The organism is Cerasicoccus arenae (genome assembly GCF_014651635.1).
In the GTDB taxonomy this organism is placed as follows: domain Bacteria; phylum Verrucomicrobiota; class Verrucomicrobiia; order Opitutales; family Cerasicoccaceae; genus Cerasicoccus; species Cerasicoccus arenae.
Window position 1 is genome coordinate 30340 of sequence record NZ_BMXG01000015.1, and the last position, 25669, is coordinate 56008.

Consider the following 25669-nt stretch of genomic DNA (forward strand, 5'->3'; position numbering starts at 1 on the left):
TGATCAATGCAATCGCTCTTTGGTCTAGGTTGACTTTGAAGCAGAAGTGATTGGATTTCTTACAAGCGATAAATCGAGCATCTCCTTGGAAAGAGGTGCCAGCAGCGGCGAGTCGCGGCTGATGTCGGGGCCCGATTCTCCATTTACGTTGAGTAGGATAATACGTCCAATGCCCCGCTGATAGAGGTTGGCGAAATCATAGACACAGCCCACAATGGCCAAGGAGCCATCAGCGACTTTCTCTCGATAACGTTGCATGGCCAAATCACATTGATAGTGGACATTGCGCTCGACGGCGCGGAGCCATTCTATTTCGGGATCACCGTTGGGATCGATGTCACGCACTGGCAGGTGAAGGCCGTTGAGCTCTTGGACCAAGTGGAGGGATTCGCCGCGATAGTCGGAGCAGGCTGCTTTGATCGCACCGCACCGGGTATGGCCGAGAATGAGGAGCAGGGGCGTATGGAGGTGACGTACGCCAAAGTCTACAGAGCCGCAGGTGGCGGCTAATTGGTTGCCGATGTTGCGGATAACAAAGACGTCATCGGATGGTTGCTCGTCAGCGAGGAAGGCCCGGATTCGCACACGTGAGTCACAGCAGGTAAGCACCGTGATGTAGGGGTTCTGCTCATGTTGGATGTGGTCGAATTCATCCGGCGGAAGGTCTTCGGCAAACGTTTGGTTATCTGCCAGCATTTTTTGCAGAGCAGATGATGGAGTTTCAGATGTCATCGATGTCAGTAGTATGATTGATCTTTAGAATCAGTGAGTGGTGAAGCAGCAAATCGGCTCAATGTCATTAGGCACTGTGTTCATGTCGATTGGTTCACTGCACAGATTATTGTGGTTTATTAAGTCTGTCAAAAAACCAAAGCAGTTTAGTAGCTGACCGTTATCGAGTTAGGATATTCGATGGTGAGTTGCGCACCGCCATTACCTGATTCTGCTTGTTCGATGGTGGGAGATTGGCCTTCAATATCACGTAGGTAGCGCATTAGGCGCTCACGCATTGCCGCTCGGACTGGCGCATGGCTTTTCTTGTCCACAAGGTTTGCCAGCTCATATGAGTCCGTTTGGAGATCATAGAGATGGGTTTCTTGATAAATGCTGGCATTCGGTTGGCCCTTAGAGTCATCGGGTGCAGTAACAGCGTATTTCCAGCGATTGGTACGAATTGCGCGGCCTGGAGGCATGAAGTTATCGCCAAACTGGATAAAGGTTTCCTCGGGCCAATTGGTGTTATCATTTCGAGCTAACGGAAGTAGCGAACGGCCTTCCACACCCTCTGGAATGGCGATGTCTGCACTGTCGAGTAACGTGGGCATCAGGTCGACTAAGCTAGCCGATTCTAGCCGCTCGCCGCCGCCGTTCCATTTCGGTCCCCAAATCGCAAAGGGCACACGGATAGACGACTCATGCGGGCTGCGTTTGTATTCCGAATTACGGGTTTTGAAATGGCAACCGTGGTCGCTGATAAAAGCCACAATGGTGTTTTCGGCTAAGCCAGTGGATTCCAAGGAGTCCATTAGTCGCCCGAGGGCTTCATCAAGCCGTTTGATCATGCCACAGTAGCCAGCCCAGTGTTCCGGCGCACTACCGGTCAGGCTTTGGAGGTCGGGCGGCAGTGGCGTATCACGGTATTGCTCCGTATAGCCATGAGGGGCAGGGTAGGAGTCATCCGTGTTCTGGTGATGCGGCTCAATATAGGAGTGAAAGAGGAGGAAAGGCTGACGCGATTCATCTGGTTTGGCAGCGTGTTCGCCAATATAGCGAATCATAGCATCTGTTTGTGCATCGGAGCGATAGCCGGGCAGTTGGACTTCATTGTCATTCACGTCCCAGAGGCGAGCTGAGTAAGGGCCGCTGGTGGTTTCGATGGTGTTGGCCGCGAGCCAGTCCTGATAACCTGCGCGTTTTTCTTTGGGAACGGCTTGTTTTCCGGTACTGTTTGAAAGATGCCACTTGCCGAAGTATGCCGTCCGGTAACCTGCTCCACTGAATAACTCTGCAAGCTTTGGAGAGTCGTCGTTCAGATCTATGCCGTTGGCAAAGCATTTTGTCGTTGTTGCATATTGTCCAGTTTGGAGGCAACTGCGCGCTGGGCCGCAAACCGGTTGTGGTGTTACGCCATGCTTAAAAAAGGTTCCTTGCCGTGCGAAACGATCAAAGTTTGGAGTGAGACCTGCCCGACAGCCATTGAGGCCGAGGGTGTCCCAGCGTTGCTGGTCGGTGAAGAAAACGATGACGTTGGGTTTCATAGGCGAGTTTGTTGAGGAATGTCTCGTAGGTTGGCGATCCAAGTTCATTATGGCAAGCGTGCCGTTTATACATGTCATTGAGCGATACAGTCATTGACTTACACGTGTGAGATTGTTGACTAAGTCACAAATTTCTAATGAACACAACACATACCCTTCGCTCTACAACAAGCCTCAGCGGCCTGTGGGACTTTACGTTCTGCCGTGAATCGCTCAATTCTATCACGCTGGCGGATATTGCCTTCAATGACCGTATTCCGGTTCCGATGGCCTTCGACGCTTTGCCGATGTATCCAAAGCACCGCGGTATTGGCTGCTATCGGACGACGATCTCAGTGCCTGCTGGCAGCCCGGCGTATTTGATGTTTGAGGCAGTCTCGATGACAGGTCGCATCTACATCGACGGCCAACTGTGTGCCGAAAATAAGTGCGGATACGAGCCGTTCAAAGTCACCGTTCCGATGAGCGATAATGCATCGCGCGAACTTATTGTATTGGCTGACAATCGCTTCGATTTCGGGGCGCGTCCGATGCACGAGGAGTATTTTGACTTCTATCAATACGGCGGTATTACTCGCGGCGTTACGCTCCACATTTTACCTGTTGAACGATCCTCGATTCGTGGCCTCTATATCACGCCACTACCCGGGTATCGTGAGGGTGAAGTTCGCGTCGATCTTGATCTGGATAACGCAGCGGCCAAGCAGCGTTTCAATTTCTCCATTGATGGCGAAACGATCCCCGTCGAGGTCGGCCAGCCTGACGCGACCGGCAAGATCCATTTCACGACTAAAGTGGCCGATCCGACCATTTGGTCGCCGGCAACTCCCAACCTGCACATCGCCCGCGCCGAGCTACTTGACGAAAATGAAGCTGCTTATGACGACGCCCAAGTCCGCTTTGGCCTTCGTCGCATTGAAGCACGCGGCCAGAATCTCTTTTTGAACGGTGAACCGTTGGAACTGCGTGGCTACAATCGCCATGAGTTCCACCCGAATTTTGGCCCGACGACTCCGGAACTACAAATGTTCCAGGACATCCACTTGATGAAAGGCATGGGCTGTAACTTTGTCCGCGGGTCGCATTACCATCAGGACCAGCGTTTCCTCGATTTGTGCGATGAACTTGGCCTGCTCGTGTGGGAAGAAAATCTTGGCTGGGGGCAGCGAGAAAAGACTTTCAAGCATCCAGACTTTGCCGCACAGCATGACAAAGCCCTTCGCTCGATGGTGGACATGAGCTTCAACCATCCGTCGATCATCATGTGGGGATTCCTGAATGAATGCGGTAGTAATGAGGACTACGCTCGTCCGGTCTTCGAGGAAAGTGTTCAGACGCTGCGTGCCTTGGATTCTTCACGACTGATCACCTTTGCTACCATGTTTGTTGAGGGCGATAAGATGTTAGACCTCGTGGACATCATCAGCATAAACATTTATCCGGGCTGGTATGGTGCTTTGGACGTCGAAGATCCAGTTTCTCAGGTTGCGCCAAGAATTGAGGCCGTCATTGAATCGGTTAATAGCCGCGGGTTTGCTGACAAGCCATTGATGGTCTCTGAGATTGGGGCCGAGGCACTCTATGGCTGGCGTGATGCGCACGAAGATTTCTTCACGGAGCAATATCAGGCGCGCCTTTTGGCTGAGGCCTGTCGTTCAGTGCTGGATAATCCACGTATGTGCGGAATCTGTCTGTGGCATTTTAGCGACGCCCGCACCTACAGCGCAGGCTATTCGATTGGTCGTCCACGCACTTTTAACAACAAAGGGACATTCGACGAATACCGCCGTCCGAAGCTAGCCCACGCGGCGGTGAAAGATATTTTCCTCGGAAGAGACTGATCGATCAAATTATCGCACTGGCTTTCATTAAGCCATCTCAACGGGAACGCTTCGATGGCCTGAAGGCGCTACTTTGGGCCAACGAATCGCTCCACGGGGATTTGCCTTGCCTAAAATCAAGTGCTGGCTGAACTCGTTAAGTTAATGAGTAAGCCGAAGGCGTACACGATTCGAGAACTGGCTGAGGTGGCAGGTTTAAGCGTGGGCGCAGTTTCTTATGCATTGCGGGGACACCCCTCTGTTTCTGATGCTACGATTGAGCGTGTCCGTGCGTTGGCGGTGGAAATGGACTATCGTCCAGACCCGCGTTTATCGACACTGATGGCGCAGATTCGCCGTAGCCAATCGCCAAGAGAGCGTGAGGTGCTTGGCTGGATTTGGCTTTCCTCGAAAAAAATATCGGAGCAGCATTTTGGCCAAATGGTTTTTGCCGGAGCTCAACGCCGCGCCGAGCAGTTGGGCTGTTCCTTGGAACCGTTTTGGCTGAATGGGGCAGGCATGACACCCAAGCGACTACACAAAATCCTAAGAACGAGAGGCATTTCTGGCATTCTTTTATCGCCGGAGATGGAGCGCAATTACATGACGGTTGACTGGGATTGGTCAGCGTTTGCTTGCGCTATTATTGGGATGACAGAGTGGAGCCCAGTGTTACACCGGGTTGGCCATGACTACTACCGCAGTGTCTGGATTAGTATGCAGCGTATGCGCGAGGCGGGCTTAAAGCAGCCAGCATTTATTATGAGCCGGAGTATCGACGATCGCCTGCACCATATGCAGCTTGCGGCTTTTCGTACGATGCATCCTGATCCGTCGATTGCAGATTCTCTGATTCAATATGTAGATGATAGCGAAAAGCCGGAACTAAAACCCTGGCCCAAGGATTTTCAGCCAGACGCCATCTTATTGGCAATGGGGGCGGATGATCGATTTTATCGCATTCTCCGACAGTGTTTTCCGACAGTAAAACATTACTTCACGCTCAATTGGGGAGAGACTGGCGTTGTGCCTGGGATTTGCACTCGATACGATTTAATTGCCGGTGTTGCTGTGGACTTAGTGCTGGCGCAATTGCATCGAAATGAGCGCGGCATACCGGACCCCGCCACCGCTGTCTTGCTTCAAGGCGAATGGCGAGAGGTGCCGAATGTGGTACTCGGTACGCCTCTCAAGCGACAAAAGCCTGCCAAGAAAAAGCGCGTCAAGAAGGCCTCTTAACGTAGCTCGATATCTAGCTCCGCCAGTGCGATGCCTTCTTCGCCCGCAATGCTGTAATAGAGATAGGTTAGGCCCTCGTCCTCCAAAATACAGGGATCGCGCAGTTGGCGAACACCAATGCCAGCGCCGAGGACGGAAGGCTGATTGGAGTACATGCTACCTTCGTAATCCATTTCAGGTTGAATTACGTCGATCGGTGTAGATGCAAGCCATTCGCCCCAGTCGTTCGTTAGTTTCACAGTGGTGGCGAGGATGCGTTCTGGCGCGTCTTGTTTACGGCTATAAAAGAGGATCATCGTGTCACCCTTAAGCAGCATGGCGCAGTGGCGAATACTGGTTTCGCGTTGGCCAAATTTGTCCTGAATCATGACTGGGAAAACGATTTTTTTTGCCCGCATTTCCCATCCACTGTCAGCGTGCCTGGAGCGATAGAGATTACCATAGACATCGACACCGTAGAGCCAACCGTCCCACTGAAAGACTCGCAAGTAAGACCATGCCAGAAAGTCTTTGCCGGCAGTAAAGTTAATCCCATCACATGAGGTTGCGAGCAGGGTTTTTTGGTCCTTACTACCTGGGACGAGGCCATGAAAATACATCCGTAGCTGGCGCTGTTCGTGATCTATATGTACATCGGGCGAAGCCAGGTGACCGAAAATTGCTGGGACGTTTGCTACAGGCAGTACGCCGGGGTCATAAATTGTCCAAGGACCGTGTGGATTATCTGCGTAAGCCAAACGGATAAACTGCCCGCCATGATGCCCAAAATACAGATAGTATTTGCCGAGGGGATTGGGTAGCCAACTGGGGACTCGGATCGCAGTTGGGCCGTTGATATTCTGGCCGAGGGTAGGGGAGCTGTTGAAAGTGATTAGCGGATTGTGGCGACTACGGCGGGCGGTTATCTTGGAAATCGCGTTGAGCGGGGCATTCATGAGCAATAGTTAGGCGGTGAATTGAAGGCGCGTAAATATTTTTAGGCGCTTGGCGATCATTACCCCAATTCGATATGAATGCAGCTTGGGGGATCGGCTGACCTTCTGTTCTGAGCGTTGGATTTTTAATAACCAATTCGCATGAAGCGAGGCGCTCCCGATGTTATGGGGACTGCGTCGCGCACGGTAACCGTCCAGGTGCTGCCATGGTCGGTCGCGGCAGTCACGGTGGCAACGCCAGCATTGCCAGTTCCCCAACTACCCGTATAGGCCAGAGTGGTCGTGTTCCAACCGTCTAAATCGCTACCGGTCATTACCGTGTAGCCAATGTAATTATCGGCCTCCCGTAATTGTACCGTTATCTCCGTATAAATCGTTCCGGCCGCGTCGATGGTATCAACGGTGGTCTCGGTGGCGTGGTCATAGGCAATGGGATCGGAGACCAGCGCATATTCTTCATAATTCGTCATCCCGTCGTTGTCATAGTCATAGCTGGGCGTCATGAGCGTCAGGTCAGTTTCCCCGTCAAATGAGGTACCGATCCATGTGCCATATTCTTTGCTCAGGTTGAGGCCCGCAAAGGCGTCGATTACGGCTTGGATTTCTGTGGCAAAATTGCCCACGTAGGAGAACGCGCTGTAGTTACGTGTTCCAAGCGCCGTCAAGTCATTGTGGATAAACCAGTTGAGGCCGATGATCGTTAGCTCGCCATTCACATCACGAATCATGGGCGCGCCCGAGTCGTGATCCTGTAAATACGCTTCGTAAGCAATGAAGTTCGGGTCCCCTGACTGGTCTTGAAATGCGCGGATGGCGTTGCCGGTTGCGGAATAGCCACCCGCGCCGTTTACCGTGATATTGCTATACCAGTCGGTCAGAATGTTTTGGCCAACGGCCATATCCAGCGCAACGTCCGGGCTGGTGGAGGAGATTCCGACAAGGAAAGCAGTGGCGTCATGATGTGAGGAGAAATTGAACTGGATGGCGCTGTTGATGTTATCCGTGGTAAAGGCCAGCGGTTCGTAACTGGCAGGGAGCGGGGCATTGAGCACGCCAACCCATACGTCAGAGACGCCAAAGCGCTCGCCGGCAACAACAGTGCGTGTTTCACTTGCGCCATTCGGATCGTTGGTGGCGTAAAAGACGATACTTTGACCAATAATTGGATGGAAATGGTTGGCGGAGATGATGACATTACTGCTCACCAAAGTGCCCCATCGGTCATTGCTGCACCGGCCTATGCCCGAAAGATTGTAACTATTTGCGATAAACGCAGGGTCGTTAGTGAAGCGGTCATTGGTCGCGTTGGTAAAGCCATCGATGATGCTATTGCCCAATAATGACCCAAGGGGGAAGGCCATCATGACGAGTAATGTGACTATTCGGGGCATAGTTATGTAGATTGATCTAAAGCAAGACCGCGGGAAATGCAATCCTCCGACGTTGCCATAACGGCGCTGGTGGACCTCAAATTAACCTCGCGCCCAGTCGCAGGTTTCGCTTTTACTGGAGTTTTACGCTTTGCGCGTTGCTTTCGGGCTTTTGCGGGCCGGATAAAGAGTCTGGCAGATTTCACACACGGTTCCATTGCACCCGCGGGCGCTGCAATGTTCCCGTCCATAATAGATGATCTGCAAATGGAGTTTATTCCAACGTTCACGAGGGAAAAGGTCCTTCAAATCGCGTTCAGTCTGTTTGACGCTTTGCCCACTGGTCAGCCCCCAGCGTTGCGCCAAACGATGAATGTGCGTGTCCACGGGGAAGCTTGGAATGCCAAATGCTTGTGCCATAACGACTTGCGCTGTTTTGTGCCCGACGCCTGGCAGGGCCTCCAGTGACTCAATATCCGCCGGGACCCCCCCCCCATGCTTCTGAACGAGGATCTTCGAAAGCCCTTGGATTGCTTGAGCTTTTCGTGGGGCCAAGCCGCAGGGACGCACGATGGCGTTGATTGCATCCACGTCCTGTTGGGCCATGTCAGCCGGGTTGTCTGCTAATGCAAACAGCGCAGGAGTGGTCAAATTAACGCGTACATCGGTGCATTGCGCCGAGAGCAGCACCGCTACTAACAAAGTATAGGGGTCTCGGTGATCAAGCGGAATCGGCGGGTCGGGGTATAACTCCGCCAATCTCTGGTCAACGTAGGCCGCTCGCTCCTTTTTTGTCACCTTTAGAAATTCCAGCCGCCTTGGATACCGATGGCGAGAGCCGGGTCGGTCTTAATGGACTGGTAGGTGCTTTGGTTTTGGCGAAACTCAAATTTGCGATAGAGAATGCCCTTCAAATAACCGCGGATGTAGAGACCATTTTCAAAACGTTGGGTTACCCCCCCCGCAACTACGATGGATTCTGTTTCGGCGACTGGTGTTCGCGTAAGGCCGGGAGCGAGCGTCTGGGTCTTCATGCGGAAGAGGTCGTTTTCGTATTCGGTAGTAAAGTCTAGCACGGTCGACATATCGCCCGAAACGTCGTAGCTGAGCGTAAAGCCGTTGAAGGTGCGAAGAATGAGGTCATCGGTAATGTACCAGTTGAGAATGGGCAAGGGCAGGGCGTACATTTCGCGTTGCTCTTGGCCAATTGCCATTACTCCGAGACTAAAGGAGTTTAGCTCGCCCCAGAAGTAGGTGACGCCGACTCCAGCGCGATAAGACCCCCCCCCCGCGAGGTTCCCCCCGTCATATTCAGCACCCAAGGTCGCGCCCAACACAGCAAACATGCCCCAGTCAGAATCAACAAAACGCTGACCAAAAATCGTCTGAAGCGTCATTTCATAGGTGTCGTTCAGGTAAGTTGGCCCCCCCCATTGCCAATCCGTATACTCAAAAGCGAAACCAACGCGCCAGAACCCACGATCCCAGTAGGTGGCGTAATCGATTGCTGTAGTGAAGACATTGGAGGCGAGGTCTCCGTTGTAATTGCCCTGTAGATCCGAGGCGAAGTCGTACTCATAGTTCTGAGTTATTGTAAAGCCCAGTTCCTTCTGAGAAGAAATGATGTCGAGGAAAGACACCCCCCCCGTCGTCGTTTGCGCCCGCAGGATTCCTGTGGCGGCAAGCATGAAACTGAATGCGAAAAGCAGCTTGGATCGTGACATGACGGGCCAGCGTGCGACGTTCCTTGGCAAAATCAACACCCAAACAGCTCTTTTACGCTGTGGTGTTCTAATTACCACCGATCGTTTCGGTCTCAATGGCAATTCGGACTGATCTGATACGCTGTTGGTTTTCGTTTGCCATACGGTTCAGACTTTGCCTACTTAGCGGGCTTTTCTCATGAAGCGGACCCATACTTGCAGCCAGTTAAATAAAGCCAACGCAGACGACACCGTCACACTCATTGGATGGGTGGAATCAGTGCGCGACCACGGCGGTGTGCTCTTTGTAGATTTGCGCGATCGCGCAGGCCTCACGCAAATTGTCTTTCATCCAGACTATCCCGAGCTGCATACGCAGGCGGGCCGTCTTAAAGATGAATCAGTCATTCAAGTGACAGGCATCGTAAAGTTGCGTGAGCCGTCGACGGTTAATTCGGGCCTGCCTACCGGGGAAATTGAAGTCTCCGCACGCGAGATCATCATTCACAATTTATGCGAAACGCTGCCGTTTCCGCTGCAGGACGAGAAGGCTGAGAAGGTCAATGAAGACCTCCGCCTGCAGTATCGCTACCTTGACCTGCGTCGCCCGAAAATGCGTCGGATGATGACGATTCGTAGCACCGCCGCCAAGAGCTGTCGTGACTATTTGGCCGACGAGGGCTTCCTCGAAATCGAGACCCCGGCCATGTTCAAGTCTACCCCCGAAGGCGCGCGCGAATTTCTCGTGCCGAGCCGTTTGAATCCGGGTGACTTCTACGCACTGTCCCAGAGTCCGCAACAATACAAGCAGATGTTGATGGTTGCCGGGATCGAGCGTTATTACCAGATCGCACGTTGTTTCCGCGACGAAGACCTTCGCGCCGACCGCCAGCCTGAGTTTACTCAAATTGACTTGGAAATGTCGTTCATTGAGCGCGAAGACATGTATACGCTTATTGAGGGCATGCTCAAGAAGATGTGGAAGGACGTGCTCAACGTCGATGTGCCCACGCCGTTCCAGCGTTTGACCTATAAAGACGCGATGAACCGCTATGGCGTCGACAAGCCTGACACTCGCTTCAATATGGAGTTGGTCGACCTCTCAGAAGATCTTAAAGACACTGGTTTCAAAGTCTTCTCCTCCGTCATCAAGGGGGGGGGGGTAGTCAAGGCCATGAACGCCAAGGGCCTCGGTGACATTTCCCAAGGCGAAGTCAAGGCGATGGAAGACGTGGCCAAGTCGCTCGGCGCCAAGGGCCTGGCCTACATCGTAGTGCGTGGTGACGACGTTAAGGAATGGCGCTCGCCGATCATCAAATTTTTCTCTGAAGACGAGCTCAATGCGTTGAAGACCAAGCTCAGTATCGAAGACGGCGACCTGATTTTGTTCGCTGCCTCGAAATGGGAGCAAGCCTGTGCAATTCTCGGCCGTATCCGCTTGGAAAGCGCCCAATTACTCAAGAAACGCGGTAAGCTGGAAATTTCTGACTCCCAGTATAACTTCCTGTGGGTCGTGGACTTCCCGCTCATGTTGTTTGATGAGGACGAGGGCCGCTATGTTGCTGCGCACCACCCGTTTACTGCGCCGCATCCGGACGATATCGACAAACTCGACACGGACACGAAGAACTGCCGTTCACAAGCTTACGACGTCGTGCTGAACGGCTCGGAAATCGGCGGCGGCTCGATTCGTATCCACCAACCCGAGCTGCAAGACAAGGTCTTTAAGAACGTTCTCGCGATGTCGCCAGAAGTCGTGGAATCCCGTTTCGGCTACATGCTGAAGGCCTTCAAATTCGGTGCCCCGCCTCACGGTGGCATTGCGCTTGGTCTCGACCGCTTGGCCGCGATTCTCGGCAATGTTAAGTCAATCCGCGAAGTTATTGCATTCCCGAAGACTCAAAAGGGCCAAGACTTGATGACGAGTGCTCCTGGTCCAGCGACCGACAAGCAGCTTCGCGATCTCCATATCGCGGTGACCAAGCTCGAAGACTAAGGCACGATCACGACCTTACCCACCAATGCAGTCGCAGGGGGGGGGGGAAGCGCATGTTCAACTAAACTTGGCCATGCGCTTTTTTATTAATGTCTTAGTTTGAGCTGCTTGGGGTGCTGCCTTCGTCGAGATAGTTCAATGTGCCTTCGACGAGGTTTTCAGTGCCTTGTGCGGTCTCCATGTCGCCTAAACCATTATCTCGGTCTTGGTGGCCTTCAACGAGCTGTTTTGCCCCCATGCCCATTTGCTCTTCGGGTGTGGGTTTCTGGCAGCCAGTTAATGCCAATGAGAGTAGGCTAGCGCAGATGAAACCTAAAGATATTTGCTGTTTTATATGCATTTTTTGGTTATAATTCGTTTGCCCGAACAAGCAAGAAAATAGGGTGTTTCATTTACTGTCTTTTTTGTCGTTTGACCGCTGGATATTTGCCCGAATTTGGGTGAGTAATTGGAGCAATTTCTGACAGTCGGCGTCAGAAAGATCGTGGACGGCTAATTCAGTCAAGTGGTTAAGCTGGTCAATCAGGGATTCATTGATTTTCGTTCCTTCGGTAGTCAAAGAAAGAAGTTGGCTGCGGCGGTCGTTTGGATCTTCTTCACCAATGAGCAAACCTTGTTCCTTGAGGGTCTTTATCGTGCGGGCAAGCTGTCCTTTGTCACGTCCGGTATGGATAACAAGCTCGCGGAGTGTTGCCCCGGGATTTTGGGAGAAGTAAGCCAGCATTTTGCCCTCCATGTGTGTCAGCTGATAGGGGCTGTCACGCAGCACCCGATACTGTTCTGAGCGAATCAAATGCATTAGGGTGTGGATTGCCTCAAAAACTGCTTCGGCATTTTTCTGAGATTTTTTGTTGATAATGTCAACCTTCTGGCTTTTCATATTGTTGTCAAAGTCAACTAAGTGGGCGTGGACACAAAAGTAAACGTTCAATTGGCTTTTGACTGAATCATAATTGAAAAACAAAAATCCATGACCAATACACTTCTAGATTCCCCTGCCGCTCACGTGCTGGATAAACTCTTTGCTGATGCGGAGCAGCAGATGGCCAAGTTCCGCGATGCGGCACAAAATCAGCCTAAGCCCGAGCCAGTCGATCAGACGCCTTTTGAGCGCTTTTCTGCGCGTAAAGACCTCTACATGCCGATCGATCGGCCCTTCGGAAACCTGATGTATTCGCTGATCCGTGCGACTCAGGCTCGGACGGTTGTTGAGTTCGGCACGTCGTTCGGCATTTCGACGATTTATCTGGCTGCTGCGGTGCGTGACAACGGGGCGGGGAAAGTCATTACCTCGGAATTCATTCCAGAAAAAGCCGAAACGGCGAAGAAGAACCTCACCGATGCTGATTTAGTTGACCTAATTGATTTTCGAGTTGGCGATGCTCTGATGACGTTGAATGAGCCCCTGCCTGGGCAGGTGGATTTCGTTTTTCTCGACGGCGAAAAATCAATGTATCTCGACATACTCAAGGTGCTAGAGCCGCACATGAAGTCTGGCTGCCTCATTTCATCGGACAACACCGACCACGACGGCGTGGAGAATTTCCTAGCTTATCTACATGATCCGGCTAACGGCTACGTTTCCACTCCCTTGCTAACGCTAGGTGGGTCGAAACATCACAGCGGGCACGAGGTGTCACTCCGCCTTTAGCGAGTTGCGCGCCTCGTTTATGACGTGGAATCAACCAATTTGATTGCACTGATTAATCAGATGCAATGAATGGAAACATGTCTCAAAATGCCTTAATATTCTACGGAGGCTGGTCTGGCCATTCCCCTGATGTCATTGCCCGCCGTTTTGCTGATTCACTCACTGGCAATGACTATGATGTGGAGTTATGTGAAGGGCTTGACTGCCTTGACGAAGCGGAGCGTCTAGCTGAGTTTGATCTTATCATACCCTGTGTTACCATGGCGGAGCTTTCGGCGGAGCGCGAATCAGCACTAACGCAAGCAATCCATAACGGGACTGGTCTGGCTGGCACGCATGGAGCTGGAGACGCTTTTCGTGGTGCCTTGAACTACTGTCACATGATGGGCGGGCAGTTTGTCTCCCACCCTCATGTTGGGGACTACACCGTCCGGGTGACACAGGCAGAGCACGCGTTGACCGCGGATTTGCCTCAACAGTTTAATTACAATTCCGAGCAATACTACCTGCACGTTGATCCGGGCAATGACGTGTTGTTGGCCACGGATTATCATTACGAGGGTAAGACGATCAATATGCCCGTTGCCTGGACGAAGAATTGGGGCATTGGTAAAGTTTTTTACTGTGCGCTTGGTCATAAGCCGGAGGAATACGATGAACATCTGCACGTCTGGAATTTTATCGTCGATGGCGCACTTTGGGCGGCACGTAAGCCTGTGTAGCAGTGCGCGTTGAGGCCAAGCTTGTTGTGTTGATTTTTTAAACGCAGATTTCGTTGTAACAGTCGACGACGAGGTCAGTGCGTTTAATGGGCTAAACGAGAAAATACGGGAATTAGATGCGCTGTTTGGGTATCTAATAATTAGGAGAAATGTGGATGGAAAATGCGGAGCAAAGTTTTTGTTCCCTTTGATGTCGATTGGCTTGCGCCACCAGAAATCCATGATAGTCTTCACCATATTCCCATGAGCGAACCCACCCAGCGATTCAGTCAGCGGGTAGACGATTACGCCAAGTATCGCCCCAGCTATCCAAGTGCCGCCGCCGCAATTTTGCGGGATGAATGCGGCCTTGAACCAGGAGCGCCGATTGCCGATATCGGTTCTGGAACTGGTATTTTTTCTCGGCTGTTATTGCGCCAAGGCTTTCGCGTGATCGGAGTCGAGCCAAACCGCGAAATGCGCGAGGCAGGTACTCGTCAATTACGTTGCTACCCGCTTTATCAGAGCTGGGATGGCCGTTCGGAAGAGACAGGCTTGCCTGATCGGACCTTGGAGGCAATCACAGCGGCACAAGCCTTTCATTGGTTTGACCGAAGCGCGACCCGCCGCGAATTTCGTCGCATTCTGAAGCCGGGTGGATGGGTTTACATCATCTGGAATCATCGGCGTATGGAGGGCTCGGCTTTCCAACGCGCGTATGAATGCCTGCTGGAAGAATTTGGCACGGATTACCATCAAGTTGATCACCAAGGACCAAGTCGCTCAGATTTCGCAGAATTCATTGGTGATAGCCATGTGGAGTCGCGCATTTTTCCAAACCGTCAGGACTGCAATTGGGAACAGCTGCGTGGTCGGCTCTTGTCGTGCTCCTATGTGCCCGCTCCAGGTGATCCCGATTGTCTAACGATGCTGCGTCGGCTAGAGCAGATATTCCTCCAGCACCATATCAGCAACCGTGTTACGTTGGAATACGATACGCGTGTATTCTGGGGACGAATTGCATAAATAGGTTCGTCAGCCGTTTCATTCATCCATTAGTAAATAGGTACGCTAATTTCTATGCGTGCATTTTTACGACGATATGAACTGACGAATTAATTGATTAATGGCTGAAATAAAGGAGAAAACAAAGGAAGCGGTCCGTAGCCGATTTAACTGGTTAATCTGGCCTGTGGCAATCATCGGACTCATTGCTGCAGGGATCTACGGTTATCAGCGGCTTCAATTCGATGAGGCGCACATTGTCACCGACAATGCTCAGGTGCAGGGACAATTGATCAAAATTCTGGCACCCGAACGAGGTTGGCTGAACACTGTATCGGTATTCGAAAACCAACCCGTTACAGAGGGCACCATTCTGGGCGAACTGGAGAACCAGTATTACCAACTGGAGGTGGAGCGTGCCCAAGCTAAACTGAATGCGTTGCAGGCGCGTAAGGGAACCTCTGGCACGAAGGATGGCAGCGGACTAGCTCAGGCTAAATTGGCCACAGCACAGGCTAATCTGGAGGTTGTTCAGGCTCAGCTTTCCGAAGCGCAGTCCACCGCCAAGCAGTCCACTGCTCAGCTTCAGCGCATGCAGTCCAACAAGATCAGCCAGACCTTTGTGCAGTCTCAATTAGATATGGCTCAGGGCAGTGCGGATCAAGCAAACGCCCGTCTACTAACTCTGCAGAAAGAGGCCTATGCCGCCCAACAGGAGGTTCAAGAAGCGATGGCTGGTGCCCAGCTCCTCGATTACAACATTGAGGAGGCCAAGGCAGAGCTTGCCCAAGCCCAACTGAACCTCTCATCCACGGAAATTAAGTCGCCAATCAACGGCCATATTGCCCAGCTCAAGGTCAACCCCGGCACAATGGTTGAGCAGGGCCAGTATCTGATGACCGTGGTTTCGGACGACGATAAATGGCTTGTGGCCAACATTAAGGAAACTCTGTTTGAACGCATTTATCTCGGCGATAAGGTCGATGTCACGATAGACGCTTTTCCAGGCACGGATTTCAAAGGCGTAGTAGCTAGTTTAGCCCCCGCTGCGGGCAACCAATTTAGCATCATTCCGCGAAATGCAGCCAGTGGTAATTTTATCAAGGTCGAAGCCCTTATCCCTGTTGTGATTCGCTTTACGGAACCACTCAGTGACATTGAAAAACTTGTCCCAGGCATGAGCGCAGAGGTGACAATCAGTGTGGATGCCAAGCGTAAATGGGAGCCGGTTATCGATCCAAGCAAACCGCTTAAAGCCTCACCAGCTAAGGACAGTAATAAAGCCGCCAGCTCAGCACCTCCTGAAACACCGACCCCTATTCCTTCAACACCAACAGCCTCAGTGAAGCCCACTAACACGGCTACACCCGTCAATATCGCCACGCCGGTTAAGACAGCCAAGCCGGTCGACACAGCTACACCCGTCAGCGCGGAGCCTGCCCCCCCCCCCGCAAACGTAGATACGGCTAATGCCCACTGAGGAAGCAAAGGGGCACCCTCAGCGGTATTGGATTGCTTTGGCGGTGACGCTTTCCTCGCTCGTCGAGGGCTTGGATACGTCGGTTGTCAATGTGTCGGTGCCGCAGATGATGGGGAGTTTCGGCGTGTCCCTCGACGCCATCGCATGGGTCTCGACGGGCTACATTCTTTCTAATGTGATTATCATCCCATTGACGGGTTGGTTGGCGTCGCTCTTTGGACGAAAACGGTATTTTACGGGTTCATTGGCACTGTTCACTCTGGCGAGTTTCCTTTGCGGACACGCGGGTTCACTGGAGTCCCTGATTTTCTGGCGTGTGGTGCAGGGGATTGGCGGGGGAGCGTTGGTCGCCACATCGCAGGCGATTCTTTACGAGGTATTCCCCCCCCGGGAGCACTCTCGAGCAATGGCGATTTGGGGAATGGGTATCATGGTCGGCCCAGCGATGGGCCCCGTGCTCGGTGGCTACCTGACAGAGACCATGTCATGGCCATGGATTTTCTACATCAATATTCCGGTCTGTATCGCGGCGCTTATTCTGGTGGTGTTTTTAGTGCCAGAGTCGAAGTATCGCGAAAAGGTGCGCAAAGTGGATTTTCTAGGGCTGTTGCTCTTGGCGATTGGTTTGGGTGCCTGCCAATTATTGTTGGAAGATGGAAACAAAATCGGCTGGCTTGCGTCCGCGGCTGGCTGGGAATTAACAGGGCTTACACTGTTCTGCCTCGGACTTTTCATTTGGCGAGAGCTGACTTTTGAAAGCCCGGTCGTGGATTTACGGATCGTTGGCAATCTCCAGTTTTCTGCCTGCTGCCTGTTTACTTTTGTGCAAGCATTGTGCACGTTGGCGATCGTATTTGTCACGCCATTACTGTTACTCGACCTGATGGGCTACAGTGCTCTGCAAACTGGTTTTATCATGCTGCCAGTTGCCGTGGGCACGAGCCTGGTGATGTTCGTTGTGGGACGTATTTCGCATTTATGTAACCCCTATGGTCTAATCTTGGGCGGGGTCGCTATTTTCCTCTACGCAATGTGGAAATACAGCTACTTTGACGTTTTGACGCCGGACACTGCCTTTACCTTTCCGCTACTATTAAGGGGCATTGGCTTGGGGATGATCTTTGTGCCACTCAATGCGTTGGCGGTTGCCGACCTCCCCCCCAGTAAACAAGCTGCTGCTACTGGGCTGTTAAACCTGACCCGCCAGTTCGGCGCGAGTGTCGGTGTCGCGGTTGCGGCGGCGGTTCTCGGTAGTATGCAGGGGCAATTTGAAGCGCAATTAATCGACGCTGCAACCAGTAGTTCGCCAGAGCTGACCATTGTAGGCCAAGATGTAATGAACATGCTTCACAGCGAGGGGGTTATCAATCCAACTGCTCACTATACGGCGCTTAAACTCTTGCATGACTACACGCATCAGCAGGCGACGAGTATCGCTTTTGATCGGATCTTCACAATCTTCGGCCTAGCTTTGCTAGCTGCTGTGCCATTGATCGTCTTTATGCGCAAAAATCCGGACCGCAGTAATCCGGCTCCAACTGGGCATTGATGCTATATTCGTCAAATTGAGGACAGGCGACTAAGAACATTGTGCGGGAACTGCCTCACTGCATCCACTGAACCCAGTCTTGGCTGTAGCTCTTTAAGTTGTTTCGGCTGATGACTTCACCGCCGGTTTGAATGACCCTTAGGGGGGGGGGCTGTTTGAGGTGGACTGCATTGATCGCCGCTTCCATTGCGAGATAGCCCCAGCGATAGTAAAGCTGCGCGACAAGCGCATCTACTTGCTTTTGGCCAACGTAGGCAAGCATTGGGGGCAGCGCATCTACTGCTACACAGACCTGTTCTCCAGGCTTCCAGGGGAGGGGAGTTACGCCCAACAACGGCCATGGTCCTAATAGAATCCATCCATCGATCGCTTCGTCTTGATCTGTAGCCTGAACTTCGCGTAGGACGTTGATTGCGCCGTCAACGGTCTCGATACAGGGGTAGACAGCTTGAATGCTAACTTGAGGATTTGCCTCTGCTGCAAGCTGAACTGCGGCAAGGCGCTCTTGATTAACTGGGGCATCGGCGTTACCCACGAGAACCGCCAAATTGCCACCGCGTGGTAGCTTTTTGGCGGCATGATCGAAGGCGATTTGGCCGATTGCTGCGTTGTCTGTGGAGACTGTTGCCAGCCGTGGGCTATCTGGCGCATCTTGGTCGAAGGTGACAATGTGGACGCCTTGGCGGGCCATCAGATCGAACTCCTTTTCGATCGTTTTCGGCTCAGAAACGCTGATCAAGACCGCGTGTGCTCCCTTAATAAATGCTTCGCGTAGCGCAGATGACTGGCCGTTTCCAGGTGTTGGTGTCAGATCGACAAGCGTGATTGCCAAGTGATGCTGATGTTCCAGAACCTTAGCGGCGTCCAGTGCGCCCTGTCGAGCTGGACCATTAATCAGATTCGTGGTGTCTTCGCCGATAAAGGCTACGGTGTAGCGCTCCCAAATTTCGCGAGGTCGTTCGCCTTGAGCAGAGCCAGCGAACAGTACGCAAATGAAGAAAAAAGCGGAGAAAAAAAGAGATCGGGTATTCATCTATGTGGTTTATCGTTGCCAGCAACGCTAAGGTTGGACGGGGTAGATTGGCATAGGTTCCCTTATGGATGCAACATTGGGCATAGTCGTATTCGTAATCGGTCTCATTATTGGGGCGGGTGTCGCGTGGGTGGTGATGAGCAAGGGCTTCAAGGCTGCTCGTGAGCTTGGCCAGGCCGAGGCTGGGACTCAGCTCGCGCTTGCCCAGCAGCAGAGCGAACAACATGCCGCCCGAGCTGATGCACTGGAAAAAGAACTCGCGGTACGAACTCAGACTGCTAACGAAAGCGCTTTGCGTTTGCGCGAGGCCGAGACTCGGCGAGAGCAGGAGCGCCAGTCTGCCGAAGAAAAAATACGGCTGATCGACGAAGCCCAGATCAAGCTTCTTGATGCCTTTAAGGGCCTTTCGGCCGATGCCCTCCGTGCCAACAACGACGAATTCCTTAAGCAAGCAAAGCAAAATCTGGAGCGTTATCAGGAAGGGGCTAAGGGCGATCTCGAACAACGTCAGACCTCGATCAAGCAGCTCGTTTCACCACTTCGGGAATCTCTGGACAAGGTTCAGGAGAAGATTACCTCGCTTGAAAAGGCGCGCGAGGGGGCTTATCAGGGCATGAACGAGCAGATCAAGGGTATGCTTGTCACCCAGCGTTCCTTGGAGTCTGAGACGGCTAATTTAGTCCGTGCTCTCCGTGCCCCGCAGGTCCGTGGACGATGGGGGGAAATGCAGCTGCGACGCACCGTCGAGGTTGCTGGTATGCTGAACTATTGTGACTTTTTTGAGCAAGAAAACGTGACCACTGATGAAGGGCGCTTGCGGCCCGATATGATCATCCGCCTACCCAACGGGCGCCAGATGATCGTCGACGCCAAGGCTCCGCTCGAAGGCTACCTCAACGCGCTTAATTGCACCGATGTGGACGAGCAAAAGCTTCGTTTGGCAGACCATGCACGCCAAGTGCGCGATCATTTGAAGAAACTCGGCGAAAAACGCTACTGGAGCCAGTTTGAAGCAACGCCGGAGTTCGTGGTCCTTTTTCTACCAGGCGAGGCCTTTTTCAGTGCAGCGTTGGAGCAGGACCCAACGCTGATCGAATTTGGCTCAGACAACCGCGTGATTCTCGCGACACCTACGACCCTCATTGCACTGCTCAAGGCTGTGGCCTATGGCTGGCGACAGGAGGAGATTGCCAAGGAGGCCAAGAAGATCAGTGAACTTGGGGCCGAGCTCTACGACCGCATCGCGACCATGGCCGGGCATTTTGATAAAATACGCCGTGGCCTCGATAACGCTACCAGCGCCTACAATGGTGCGGTCTCATCCTTTGAAAGCCGTGTGCTGGTTTCTGCGCGCCGCTTTAAGGATATGCACGCAACCTCCTCCCCTGCGCTCCCTAACGCTCAGGAGGCCAATACCCAGCTCAAGCAATCGCCGACGGTGGAGGACTGATATTGCCCGCATTTTCGTTTTGCCTTTTGTCTCGATCATTTTGAATTCTTCCTGCCATGCCCGCATTCGATTATCCGCTTGAGAAACTAAAAACTTACATGGGGCAAAGCCCATGCCCGGCTGATTTTGACGTCTACTGGACGGAGGCACTCGAAGAGATGAAGGCAGTGGACGCCCAACCAGAACGCGTTGCTGCGAGCTTTTCGACGGCCTTTGCCGACTGCTACGAGTTTTACTTCGCTGGTGTTGGCGGTGCCCGAGTGCATGCCAAACTTGTTGTACCCAAGAGCGTTCCCAAGGGGGGCTGCCCGGCCATCGTGCAGTTTCACGGCTATAGTGGTAGCAGCACCGAATGGTCTGGCCTGCTGACGATGGCGGCTTCTGGATTTGTCATGGCTGCGCTGGATTGCCGGGGCCAAGCGGGTGAGTCGCAGGAAATCGTTTCCGCAAACCTTAGCACATTCAAGGGACACATCATCCGCGGGTTACGCAATGGTCCGAAGCACTTGGCCTTTCGTTCGATTTTTCTCGATGCGGCGCAACTCGCTGGGCTAGTCATGGACATGCCCGAAGTTGACGCCACCCGTGTGGCGTCTCAGGGAGGCAGTCAGGGGGGGGCGCTTTCACTGGCTTGCGCAGCACTTGAGCCGCGTATTGCGAAGGTGGTTGCACAATACCCATTTTTGTCGGACTACTATCGCGTTTGGCAGATGGACCTCGCGGAGAATGCCTACGATGAACTTCGCGCATTTTTCCGTCAGGTCGATCCTCTTCACGAGAAGGAGGAAGAAACGTTTAACACGCTTGGCTACATCGATGTAAAGAATCTGGCACCGCGCATTAAGGGCAATACACTGATGGCTATTACTTTGATGGATAAAATCTGCCCGCCATCCACGCAGTTTGCAGCTTACAACAACATCCACGCCCCCAAGCGCCATATTATATACTACGACTACGGCCACGAGGGACTTCCGAACTGGTCAGACCACGCCTACGATTTCTATCGAGACTGGATGTAGGTGGTTTTTTCGGTGTATGGAACACCACGATTGTTTTTCACTCTTGGTCGCGAAGCATTCACTAGACCTTGGTGCTGACTTTTTTTGTGTAACTCCGAGGCTAGCACGATTCTGAGCCTACTGGCTCAATGTCCGGTAATAGGCTTGATGCCGCCGAAGGCTGCGAAGCAGGAATTTTTGTGGAGGATGTCGACAGGGCGAAAGCCGACACGGTGCATCAGTTCGATCTGATAAGTTACGGAGCGAGGGGAGTCCTCGCGGTCAATGTATGAAAAGACCTTCTTTGCGTAGTCTGCGCCACCAAGTCCTGTAAGGTATTCGCCGTAGCGTCGCCACATCAGCAAGTGTACTTGCTCGGATTCATGGGCGACCAAGTCAGTGATCCAAAATGAACCGCCGGGCCGCAACAGGCTAAAGATCATGGCAAAAGCAGCCTCCCAATCGGCATCGTCGCGCAGGTGATGCATGACCGCTGCTGCGATAACTACATCGAAGGTGGCCGTCGGGAAGGCAATGTCGCGGAAGTCGCCTTGGTAAACACGTACGACGCCATCGTTCTCGGCTTTCAAGCGCTCTTCCGCGCGTTCCAACATGGGCAAACTGAGGTCGCAAATGTCGCAATCGAAGTCCTCGCCGTATTCTCGCCGCAGTTTGATGGTGTTGTTTGCCGCGCCACATCCGATGTCGAGCACTCGCCGGATAGTTGGCGTTGCTGCGATTGCTGCTTGAGTGATGAGGTCCATCGCCAGTGGGGCATCAATGGTCGCCGCCTGACCAGTTTCGAGATTCGAAAATCGCTCAACATCGGCGTCAAAGCGCCCGCGGATTTCATCAATGGTGGACTTTTCGTGTAACGGCGTGGCCATGGGATTATGTTGTAGTAATTCCCCGAGCGCGTCAACTCATCACGCTGCCTTAGCGTTGGTCTTCAGACGGTGGAAATCTGGCGAGCTACTGGAAAGAGGGGGGGGCGGTCAATTACTCATCAGGCGTTTCTATCCAACGTAAAAACGCGCTGACGCTTTCTTGAAATGCATCGACGCTGACGGTGCCGGATTGAATTTCGTCGCCATCATTGCAGAAGATAATCTGGACCTGTTGTTCGGCGCGTACAATGAAGGACTTGGAGCCGTCAAAGGATTCGCCGCCATTGGTCAGGAAGTCATAGCGGTAATCGAAATTGTCGCCCAGGGGGTCATCGATTGGTTCAATGCCTTCGGTATAAAGCGCTTGATCAAGGCACTTAAAGGCCATGCGGGCTGTTAGCGAACTGAGCGTGGAATTCGACAGGTTATCGAGCGTGCGTAGCTTCACGCGAAGGAAATCTGCCGTTACGTTGAGCATGCACATGGGCTGATTGACATTGCCTAAGGGCAAGCCGTTGACCCAACAACACATGCGTCCAAAGACCCATTGTCGCTTACTATCTACCTTGGTTGCATAGGCCTCGATGGCAAATACTTCACGTTTACCAAAATCCATGGATTGACTGAATGCGATGCGAGCGGAGTCGTCAATTCATGCTGTTGAGGTTCTTCTAAAACCGTTATCCCCGCCGCATCCTTTAGGAGGAGGGGGGGAGATTTGAGGAGATACCACAACTTTGGTTTTGATTAGGGTTTCTAATAGGCGCTAGTAGGGTATTTTTCTAAAGTTAAGGTTGTTTCAAAGGCCCGCTTGATTCAGCATGAAGACTTGGCTTCACCAAACAACAGTTCTTCTAATGACATCGTCACTCGCAAAATCTGAACCGAAAACAAATCACAAGGCGCTCCTGAAGTGGCTCGATAAAATGGTCGCTATGTGTCAGCCCGATGCGGTGCATTGGTGCGACGGTTCGCAGGAAGAGGCGGATGCATTATTTGCCGAGATGATTACCAAGGGCAGCTGCATTAAGCTCAACGAAGAGAAGCGCCCGAACAGCTATTTGTTCCGCTCCGATCCGCGCGATGTCGCCCGCGTGGAGTCCCGTACCTTTATTTGCTCGCAGAATAAGAACGACGCTGGTCCCACGAATAATTGGGAAGAGCCGCGTAAGATGCGCCGTAAGATGAAGAACCTCTTCAACGGTTGCATGAAGGGGCGTACGATGTATGTCATCCCTTTCAGCATGGGCCCGATTGGCGGCTCGATCTCCCAGATCGGCGTGCAAGTGACAGACTCGCCTTACGTGGTGGTCAACATGCGCATTATGGCCCGAGTCGGAGCCGCCGTGTTGGAAACCTTGGGCAAAGATGGTTTCTTCGTGCCCTGCCTGCACTCAGTCGGCATGCCGTTGGAGCCCAGTCAGAAGGACGTTGCCTGGCCCTGTGACCCGGATAACACGCATATTGTCCATTTCCCCGAAGAACGCACAATTGTTTCTTATGGCTCTGGTTATGGGGGCAATGCCTTACTTGGCAAAAAGTGTTTCGCGCTCCGCATTGCTTCCACCATGGCCCGAGACGAAGGTTGGCTGGCGGAGCACATGCTCATCCTCGGCGTCGAAGAGCCCAGTGGCAAGAAGACCTACGTGACCGCCGCTTTCCCGAGCGCCTGCGGCAAGACGAATTTTGCGATGCTCATCCCGCCCAAGGAAATGAGCGATTACAAGGTGACCTGCGTCGGCGACGACATTGCTTGGCTCAAGCCTGGCCCTGATGGACGCGTATATGGCATTAACCCTGAAGCCGGCTTTTTTGGCGTGGCACCAGGCACCTCGCCGGACACCAACCCGAACGCCATCGCTTCTTGCTCCAAAGACACGATTTTCACTAACGTCGCGCTGACCGATGATGGTGACATCTGGTGGGAAGGGATGACTAAGGAAAAGCCCAAGCACCTCATCGATTGGAAGGGTAAGGATTGGACGCCCGCCAGTGATACGCCTGCCGCTCATCCGAACAGCCGCTTTACTGCGCCCGCCGCCAATTGCCCGGCGATTGACCCAGATTGGGAAAAGCCCGAAGGCGTGCCGATTAAGGCTATCATTTTTGGGGGGCGCCGCATGAAGGACATCCCGCTCGTATTCCAGTCCTTCAACTGGAGCCACGGTGTCTACTTGGGGGCTACGATGGGCAGCGAGCGCACTGCCGCCGCCGAAGGTAAACAGGGCGAATTACGCCGCGATCCAATGGCCATGCTGCCATTCTGTGGCTACCACATGGGCGATTATTTCCGCCACTGGTTCAATTTCCAAAAGGGCCTCGACCAGACTCCGCGCATCTTCCACGTCAATTGGTTCCGTCGCGACGAAGACGGCAACTTCCTCTGGCCCGGCTACAGCGACAATATGCGCGTGCTCAAGTGGATTGTTGATCGCTCCAGTGGCCAAAGCTTCGCCAAAGAAACGCCACTGGGCTGGATGCCGCACTACGACGATATCGACTGGCGTGGAATCGAGTACAGCGAAGATAAGTTCAAAAAGGCAATGTCCTACGACCGCCAGCGCACCCGGATGTCCATCCTCCAGCACGAAGAACTCTTCCTTCAACTCTCGGATCACCTGCCGAAGGAACTGATCTTTGAACGCGAACTGCTGATCTCGCGTCTATAGGCAGCGACATGCTGCCCTAGATGGCGATGGGGGCTTTGATGCCGGGCATGGGAGCGTAGTTGATAAGCTCAACGTCGTCGTAGTCGAAGTCTTCTAGGCGAGTGATGGCCGAGTTGAGTTTGACTTGGGGTAGGGGGCGCGGCTCGCGGGTGAGCTGCTTTTCGACTTGGGCAAAGTGGTTGCTGTAGATGTGGAGGTCGCCGAAGGTGTGGATGAACTCCTTGGGTCGCAGGCCGACGACTTGTGCCACCATGCAGGTGAGCAGGGCATAGGAGGCGATGTTGAACGGCACGCCGAGGAAGAGGTCCGCGCTGCGCTGATAGAGTTGGCAGGACAGACCGCCGTCTTCGGAGACATAAAACTGGAAAAGCGCGTGGCAGGGCGGCAGCGCCATTTTGCCTTCACGGGCATTATCGCGGGGTGGGCGGGTTTCATCCGGTAGATCAGCGGGGTTCCACGCACTAACAATGTGGCGGCGGCTCTGGGGCTTGTTGCGCAGGCCGTTGACAAGCTCGTCTAGCTGGTTGATGCGTCGGCCATCAGCGGTTTGCCAGTCCGTCCATTGGGCACCATAGACGCGGCCAAGGCTACCGTTTTCGTCCGCCCATTCATCCCAGATCGATACGCCGCGTTCCTGAAGCCATTTGACATTGGTTTCGCCGCGCAGGAACCAAAGCAGCTCATAAACGACGGATTTCCAATGCACCTTTTTAGTCGTCAACAGCGGGAATCCGGGTGCCAACGAATACCGCGCCTGTGCGCCAAAAACGGACCGCGTGCCGACGCCGGTACGGTCGCCGCGGTTTTCGCCGTTCTCCATTACGTGCCGCAGTAGGTCGAGATATGCCTTCATACGCTGCGACTATTTCGCTGAGGCAGGGCGGAGTCAAGCGAGAGGGGAAAGGGGCAGGGAGATGTTTCT

The 25669-nt window shown here is 53.1% G+C and carries 23 protein-coding genes; 11 read left to right on the plus strand and 12 right to left on the minus strand.

From position 1 onward, the window contains the following. Positions 1–24: 24 nt before the first annotated feature. Complete coding sequence (locus IE065_RS12160; RefSeq protein ID WP_189515441.1) at positions 25–732, minus strand: carbonic anhydrase; 708 nt, start codon at positions 730–732, stop codon at positions 25–27. Positions 733–878: 146 nt separating this feature from the next. Beyond that, on the minus strand, positions 879–2258 hold the full coding sequence (locus IE065_RS12165) for a sulfatase-like hydrolase/transferase (RefSeq protein ID WP_189515443.1): 1380 nt from the start codon (positions 2256–2258) through the stop codon (positions 879–881). Positions 2259–2395: 137 nt separating this feature from the next. Between IE065_RS12165 and IE065_RS12170 the strand changes: the two genes are divergently transcribed. Both IE065_RS12170 and IE065_RS12175 read left to right on the plus strand, forming a co-directional pair. After that, positions 2396–4099 carry a glycoside hydrolase family 2 protein gene (locus IE065_RS12170; protein WP_189515445.1) on the plus strand — a complete coding sequence of 568 codons (1704 nt, stop codon included), beginning with the start codon at positions 2396–2398 and terminating at the stop codon, positions 4097–4099. Between the two features lie 144 nt (positions 4100–4243). Then, positions 4244–5317 carry a LacI family DNA-binding transcriptional regulator gene (locus tag IE065_RS12175; RefSeq protein WP_189515447.1) on the plus strand — a complete coding sequence of 358 codons (1074 nt, stop codon included), beginning with the start codon at positions 4244–4246 and terminating at the stop codon, positions 5315–5317. Here the strand turns inward: IE065_RS12175 and IE065_RS12180 are convergent. From IE065_RS12180 to IE065_RS12195, 4 genes are all read right to left on the minus strand, one after another. After that, complete coding sequence (locus IE065_RS12180; protein ID WP_200163421.1) at positions 5314–6252, minus strand: glycoside hydrolase family protein; 939 nt, start codon at positions 6250–6252, stop codon at positions 5314–5316. The genes IE065_RS12175 and IE065_RS12180 overlap by 4 nt on opposite strands. A gap of 125 nt (positions 6253–6377) precedes the next feature. Then, a complete protein-coding gene (locus IE065_RS12185; protein WP_189515449.1) occupies positions 6378–7643 on the minus strand; it encodes a hypothetical protein in 1266 nt (421 codons plus the stop codon). A 123-nt stretch (positions 7644–7766) separates the two neighbouring features. Then, complete coding sequence (gene nth / locus IE065_RS12190) at positions 7767–8420, minus strand: endonuclease III (RefSeq protein WP_189515451.1); 654 nt, start codon at positions 8418–8420, stop codon at positions 7767–7769. A gap of 2 nt (positions 8421–8422) precedes the next feature. Beyond that, complete coding sequence (locus tag IE065_RS12195; RefSeq protein ID WP_189515453.1) at positions 8423–9346, minus strand: hypothetical protein; 924 nt, start codon at positions 9344–9346, stop codon at positions 8423–8425. 178 nt (positions 9347–9524) lie between these two features. Here IE065_RS12195 and aspS point away from each other — a divergent pair, with 178 nt between their 5' ends. Further along, entirely contained in the window at positions 9525–11321 is a 1797-nt protein-coding gene (gene aspS / locus IE065_RS12200) for an aspartate--tRNA ligase (protein WP_189515455.1), read from the plus strand. A 94-nt stretch (positions 11322–11415) separates the two neighbouring features. Here aspS and IE065_RS12205 read toward each other — a convergent pair whose 3' ends face one another. Then, positions 11416–11661, minus strand: coding sequence for a hypothetical protein (locus tag IE065_RS12205; RefSeq protein WP_189515457.1), 246 nt, complete (start codon positions 11659–11661; stop codon positions 11416–11418). Between the two features lie 48 nt (positions 11662–11709). Further along, on the minus strand, positions 11710–12201 hold the full coding sequence (locus IE065_RS12210; protein WP_189515459.1) for a MarR family winged helix-turn-helix transcriptional regulator: 492 nt from the start codon (positions 12199–12201) through the stop codon (positions 11710–11712). A gap of 90 nt (positions 12202–12291) precedes the next feature. On the opposite strand from IE065_RS12210, the gene IE065_RS12215 reads away from it, so the two are divergent. From IE065_RS12215 to IE065_RS12235, 5 genes are all read left to right on the plus strand, one after another. Then, a complete protein-coding gene (locus tag IE065_RS12215; RefSeq protein ID WP_189515461.1) occupies positions 12292–12972 on the plus strand; it encodes an O-methyltransferase in 681 nt (226 codons plus the stop codon). Between the two features lie 77 nt (positions 12973–13049). Further along, a complete protein-coding gene (locus IE065_RS12220) occupies positions 13050–13694 on the plus strand; it encodes a ThuA domain-containing protein (protein WP_189515463.1) in 645 nt (214 codons plus the stop codon). Positions 13695–13937: 243 nt separating this feature from the next. Beyond that, positions 13938–14699 (plus strand): class I SAM-dependent methyltransferase, encoded by a 762-nt coding sequence (locus IE065_RS12225; RefSeq protein ID WP_189515465.1) that lies wholly within the window; start codon positions 13938–13940, stop codon positions 14697–14699. A gap of 100 nt (positions 14700–14799) precedes the next feature. After that, positions 14800–16158 (plus strand): HlyD family secretion protein, encoded by a 1359-nt coding sequence (locus IE065_RS12230; RefSeq protein WP_189515467.1) that lies wholly within the window; start codon positions 14800–14802, stop codon positions 16156–16158. After that, a complete protein-coding gene (locus IE065_RS12235; RefSeq protein WP_189515469.1) occupies positions 16148–17707 on the plus strand; it encodes a DHA2 family efflux MFS transporter permease subunit in 1560 nt (519 codons plus the stop codon). Before IE065_RS12230 ends, IE065_RS12235 begins: the two co-directional genes overlap by 11 nt. Before the next feature lie 55 nt (positions 17708–17762). On the opposite strand, the gene IE065_RS12240 is transcribed toward IE065_RS12235, so the two are convergent. Beyond that, positions 17763–18740, minus strand: a complete 978-nt coding sequence (locus IE065_RS12240) for a substrate-binding domain-containing protein (RefSeq protein ID WP_189515471.1) — start codon at positions 18738–18740, stop codon at positions 17763–17765. A gap of 64 nt (positions 18741–18804) precedes the next feature. Here IE065_RS12240 and IE065_RS12245 point away from each other — a divergent pair, with 64 nt between their 5' ends. Next, entirely contained in the window at positions 18805–20190 is a 1386-nt protein-coding gene (locus tag IE065_RS12245) for a DNA recombination protein RmuC (RefSeq protein ID WP_189515473.1), read from the plus strand. A 56-nt stretch (positions 20191–20246) separates the two neighbouring features. Then, positions 20247–21212, plus strand: coding sequence for an acetylxylan esterase (locus tag IE065_RS12250; protein ID WP_189515475.1), 966 nt, complete (start codon positions 20247–20249; stop codon positions 21210–21212). 125 nt (positions 21213–21337) lie between these two features. Here the strand turns inward: IE065_RS12250 and IE065_RS12255 are convergent, their stop codons facing one another. Both IE065_RS12255 and IE065_RS12260 read right to left on the minus strand, forming a co-directional pair. Beyond that, positions 21338–22078, minus strand: coding sequence for a class I SAM-dependent methyltransferase (locus IE065_RS12255; RefSeq protein ID WP_189515476.1), 741 nt, complete (start codon positions 22076–22078; stop codon positions 21338–21340). Positions 22079–22190: 112 nt separating this feature from the next. Continuing rightward, entirely contained in the window at positions 22191–22694 is a 504-nt protein-coding gene (locus IE065_RS12260) for an Imm42 family immunity protein (protein ID WP_189515478.1), read from the minus strand. Between the two features lie 241 nt (positions 22695–22935). Here IE065_RS12260 and IE065_RS12265 point away from each other — a divergent pair, with 241 nt between their 5' ends. Continuing rightward, positions 22936–24747, plus strand: a complete 1812-nt coding sequence (locus tag IE065_RS12265) for a phosphoenolpyruvate carboxykinase (GTP) (RefSeq protein WP_189515480.1) — start codon at positions 22936–22938, stop codon at positions 24745–24747. Between the two features lie 16 nt (positions 24748–24763). Here IE065_RS12265 and IE065_RS12270 read toward each other — a convergent pair whose 3' ends face one another. Then, positions 24764–25600: a thymidylate synthase gene (locus IE065_RS12270; protein ID WP_189515482.1), complete on the minus strand. Its 837-nt coding sequence runs from the start codon at positions 25598–25600 to the stop codon at positions 24764–24766. Positions 25601–25669 lie beyond the last annotated feature (69 nt).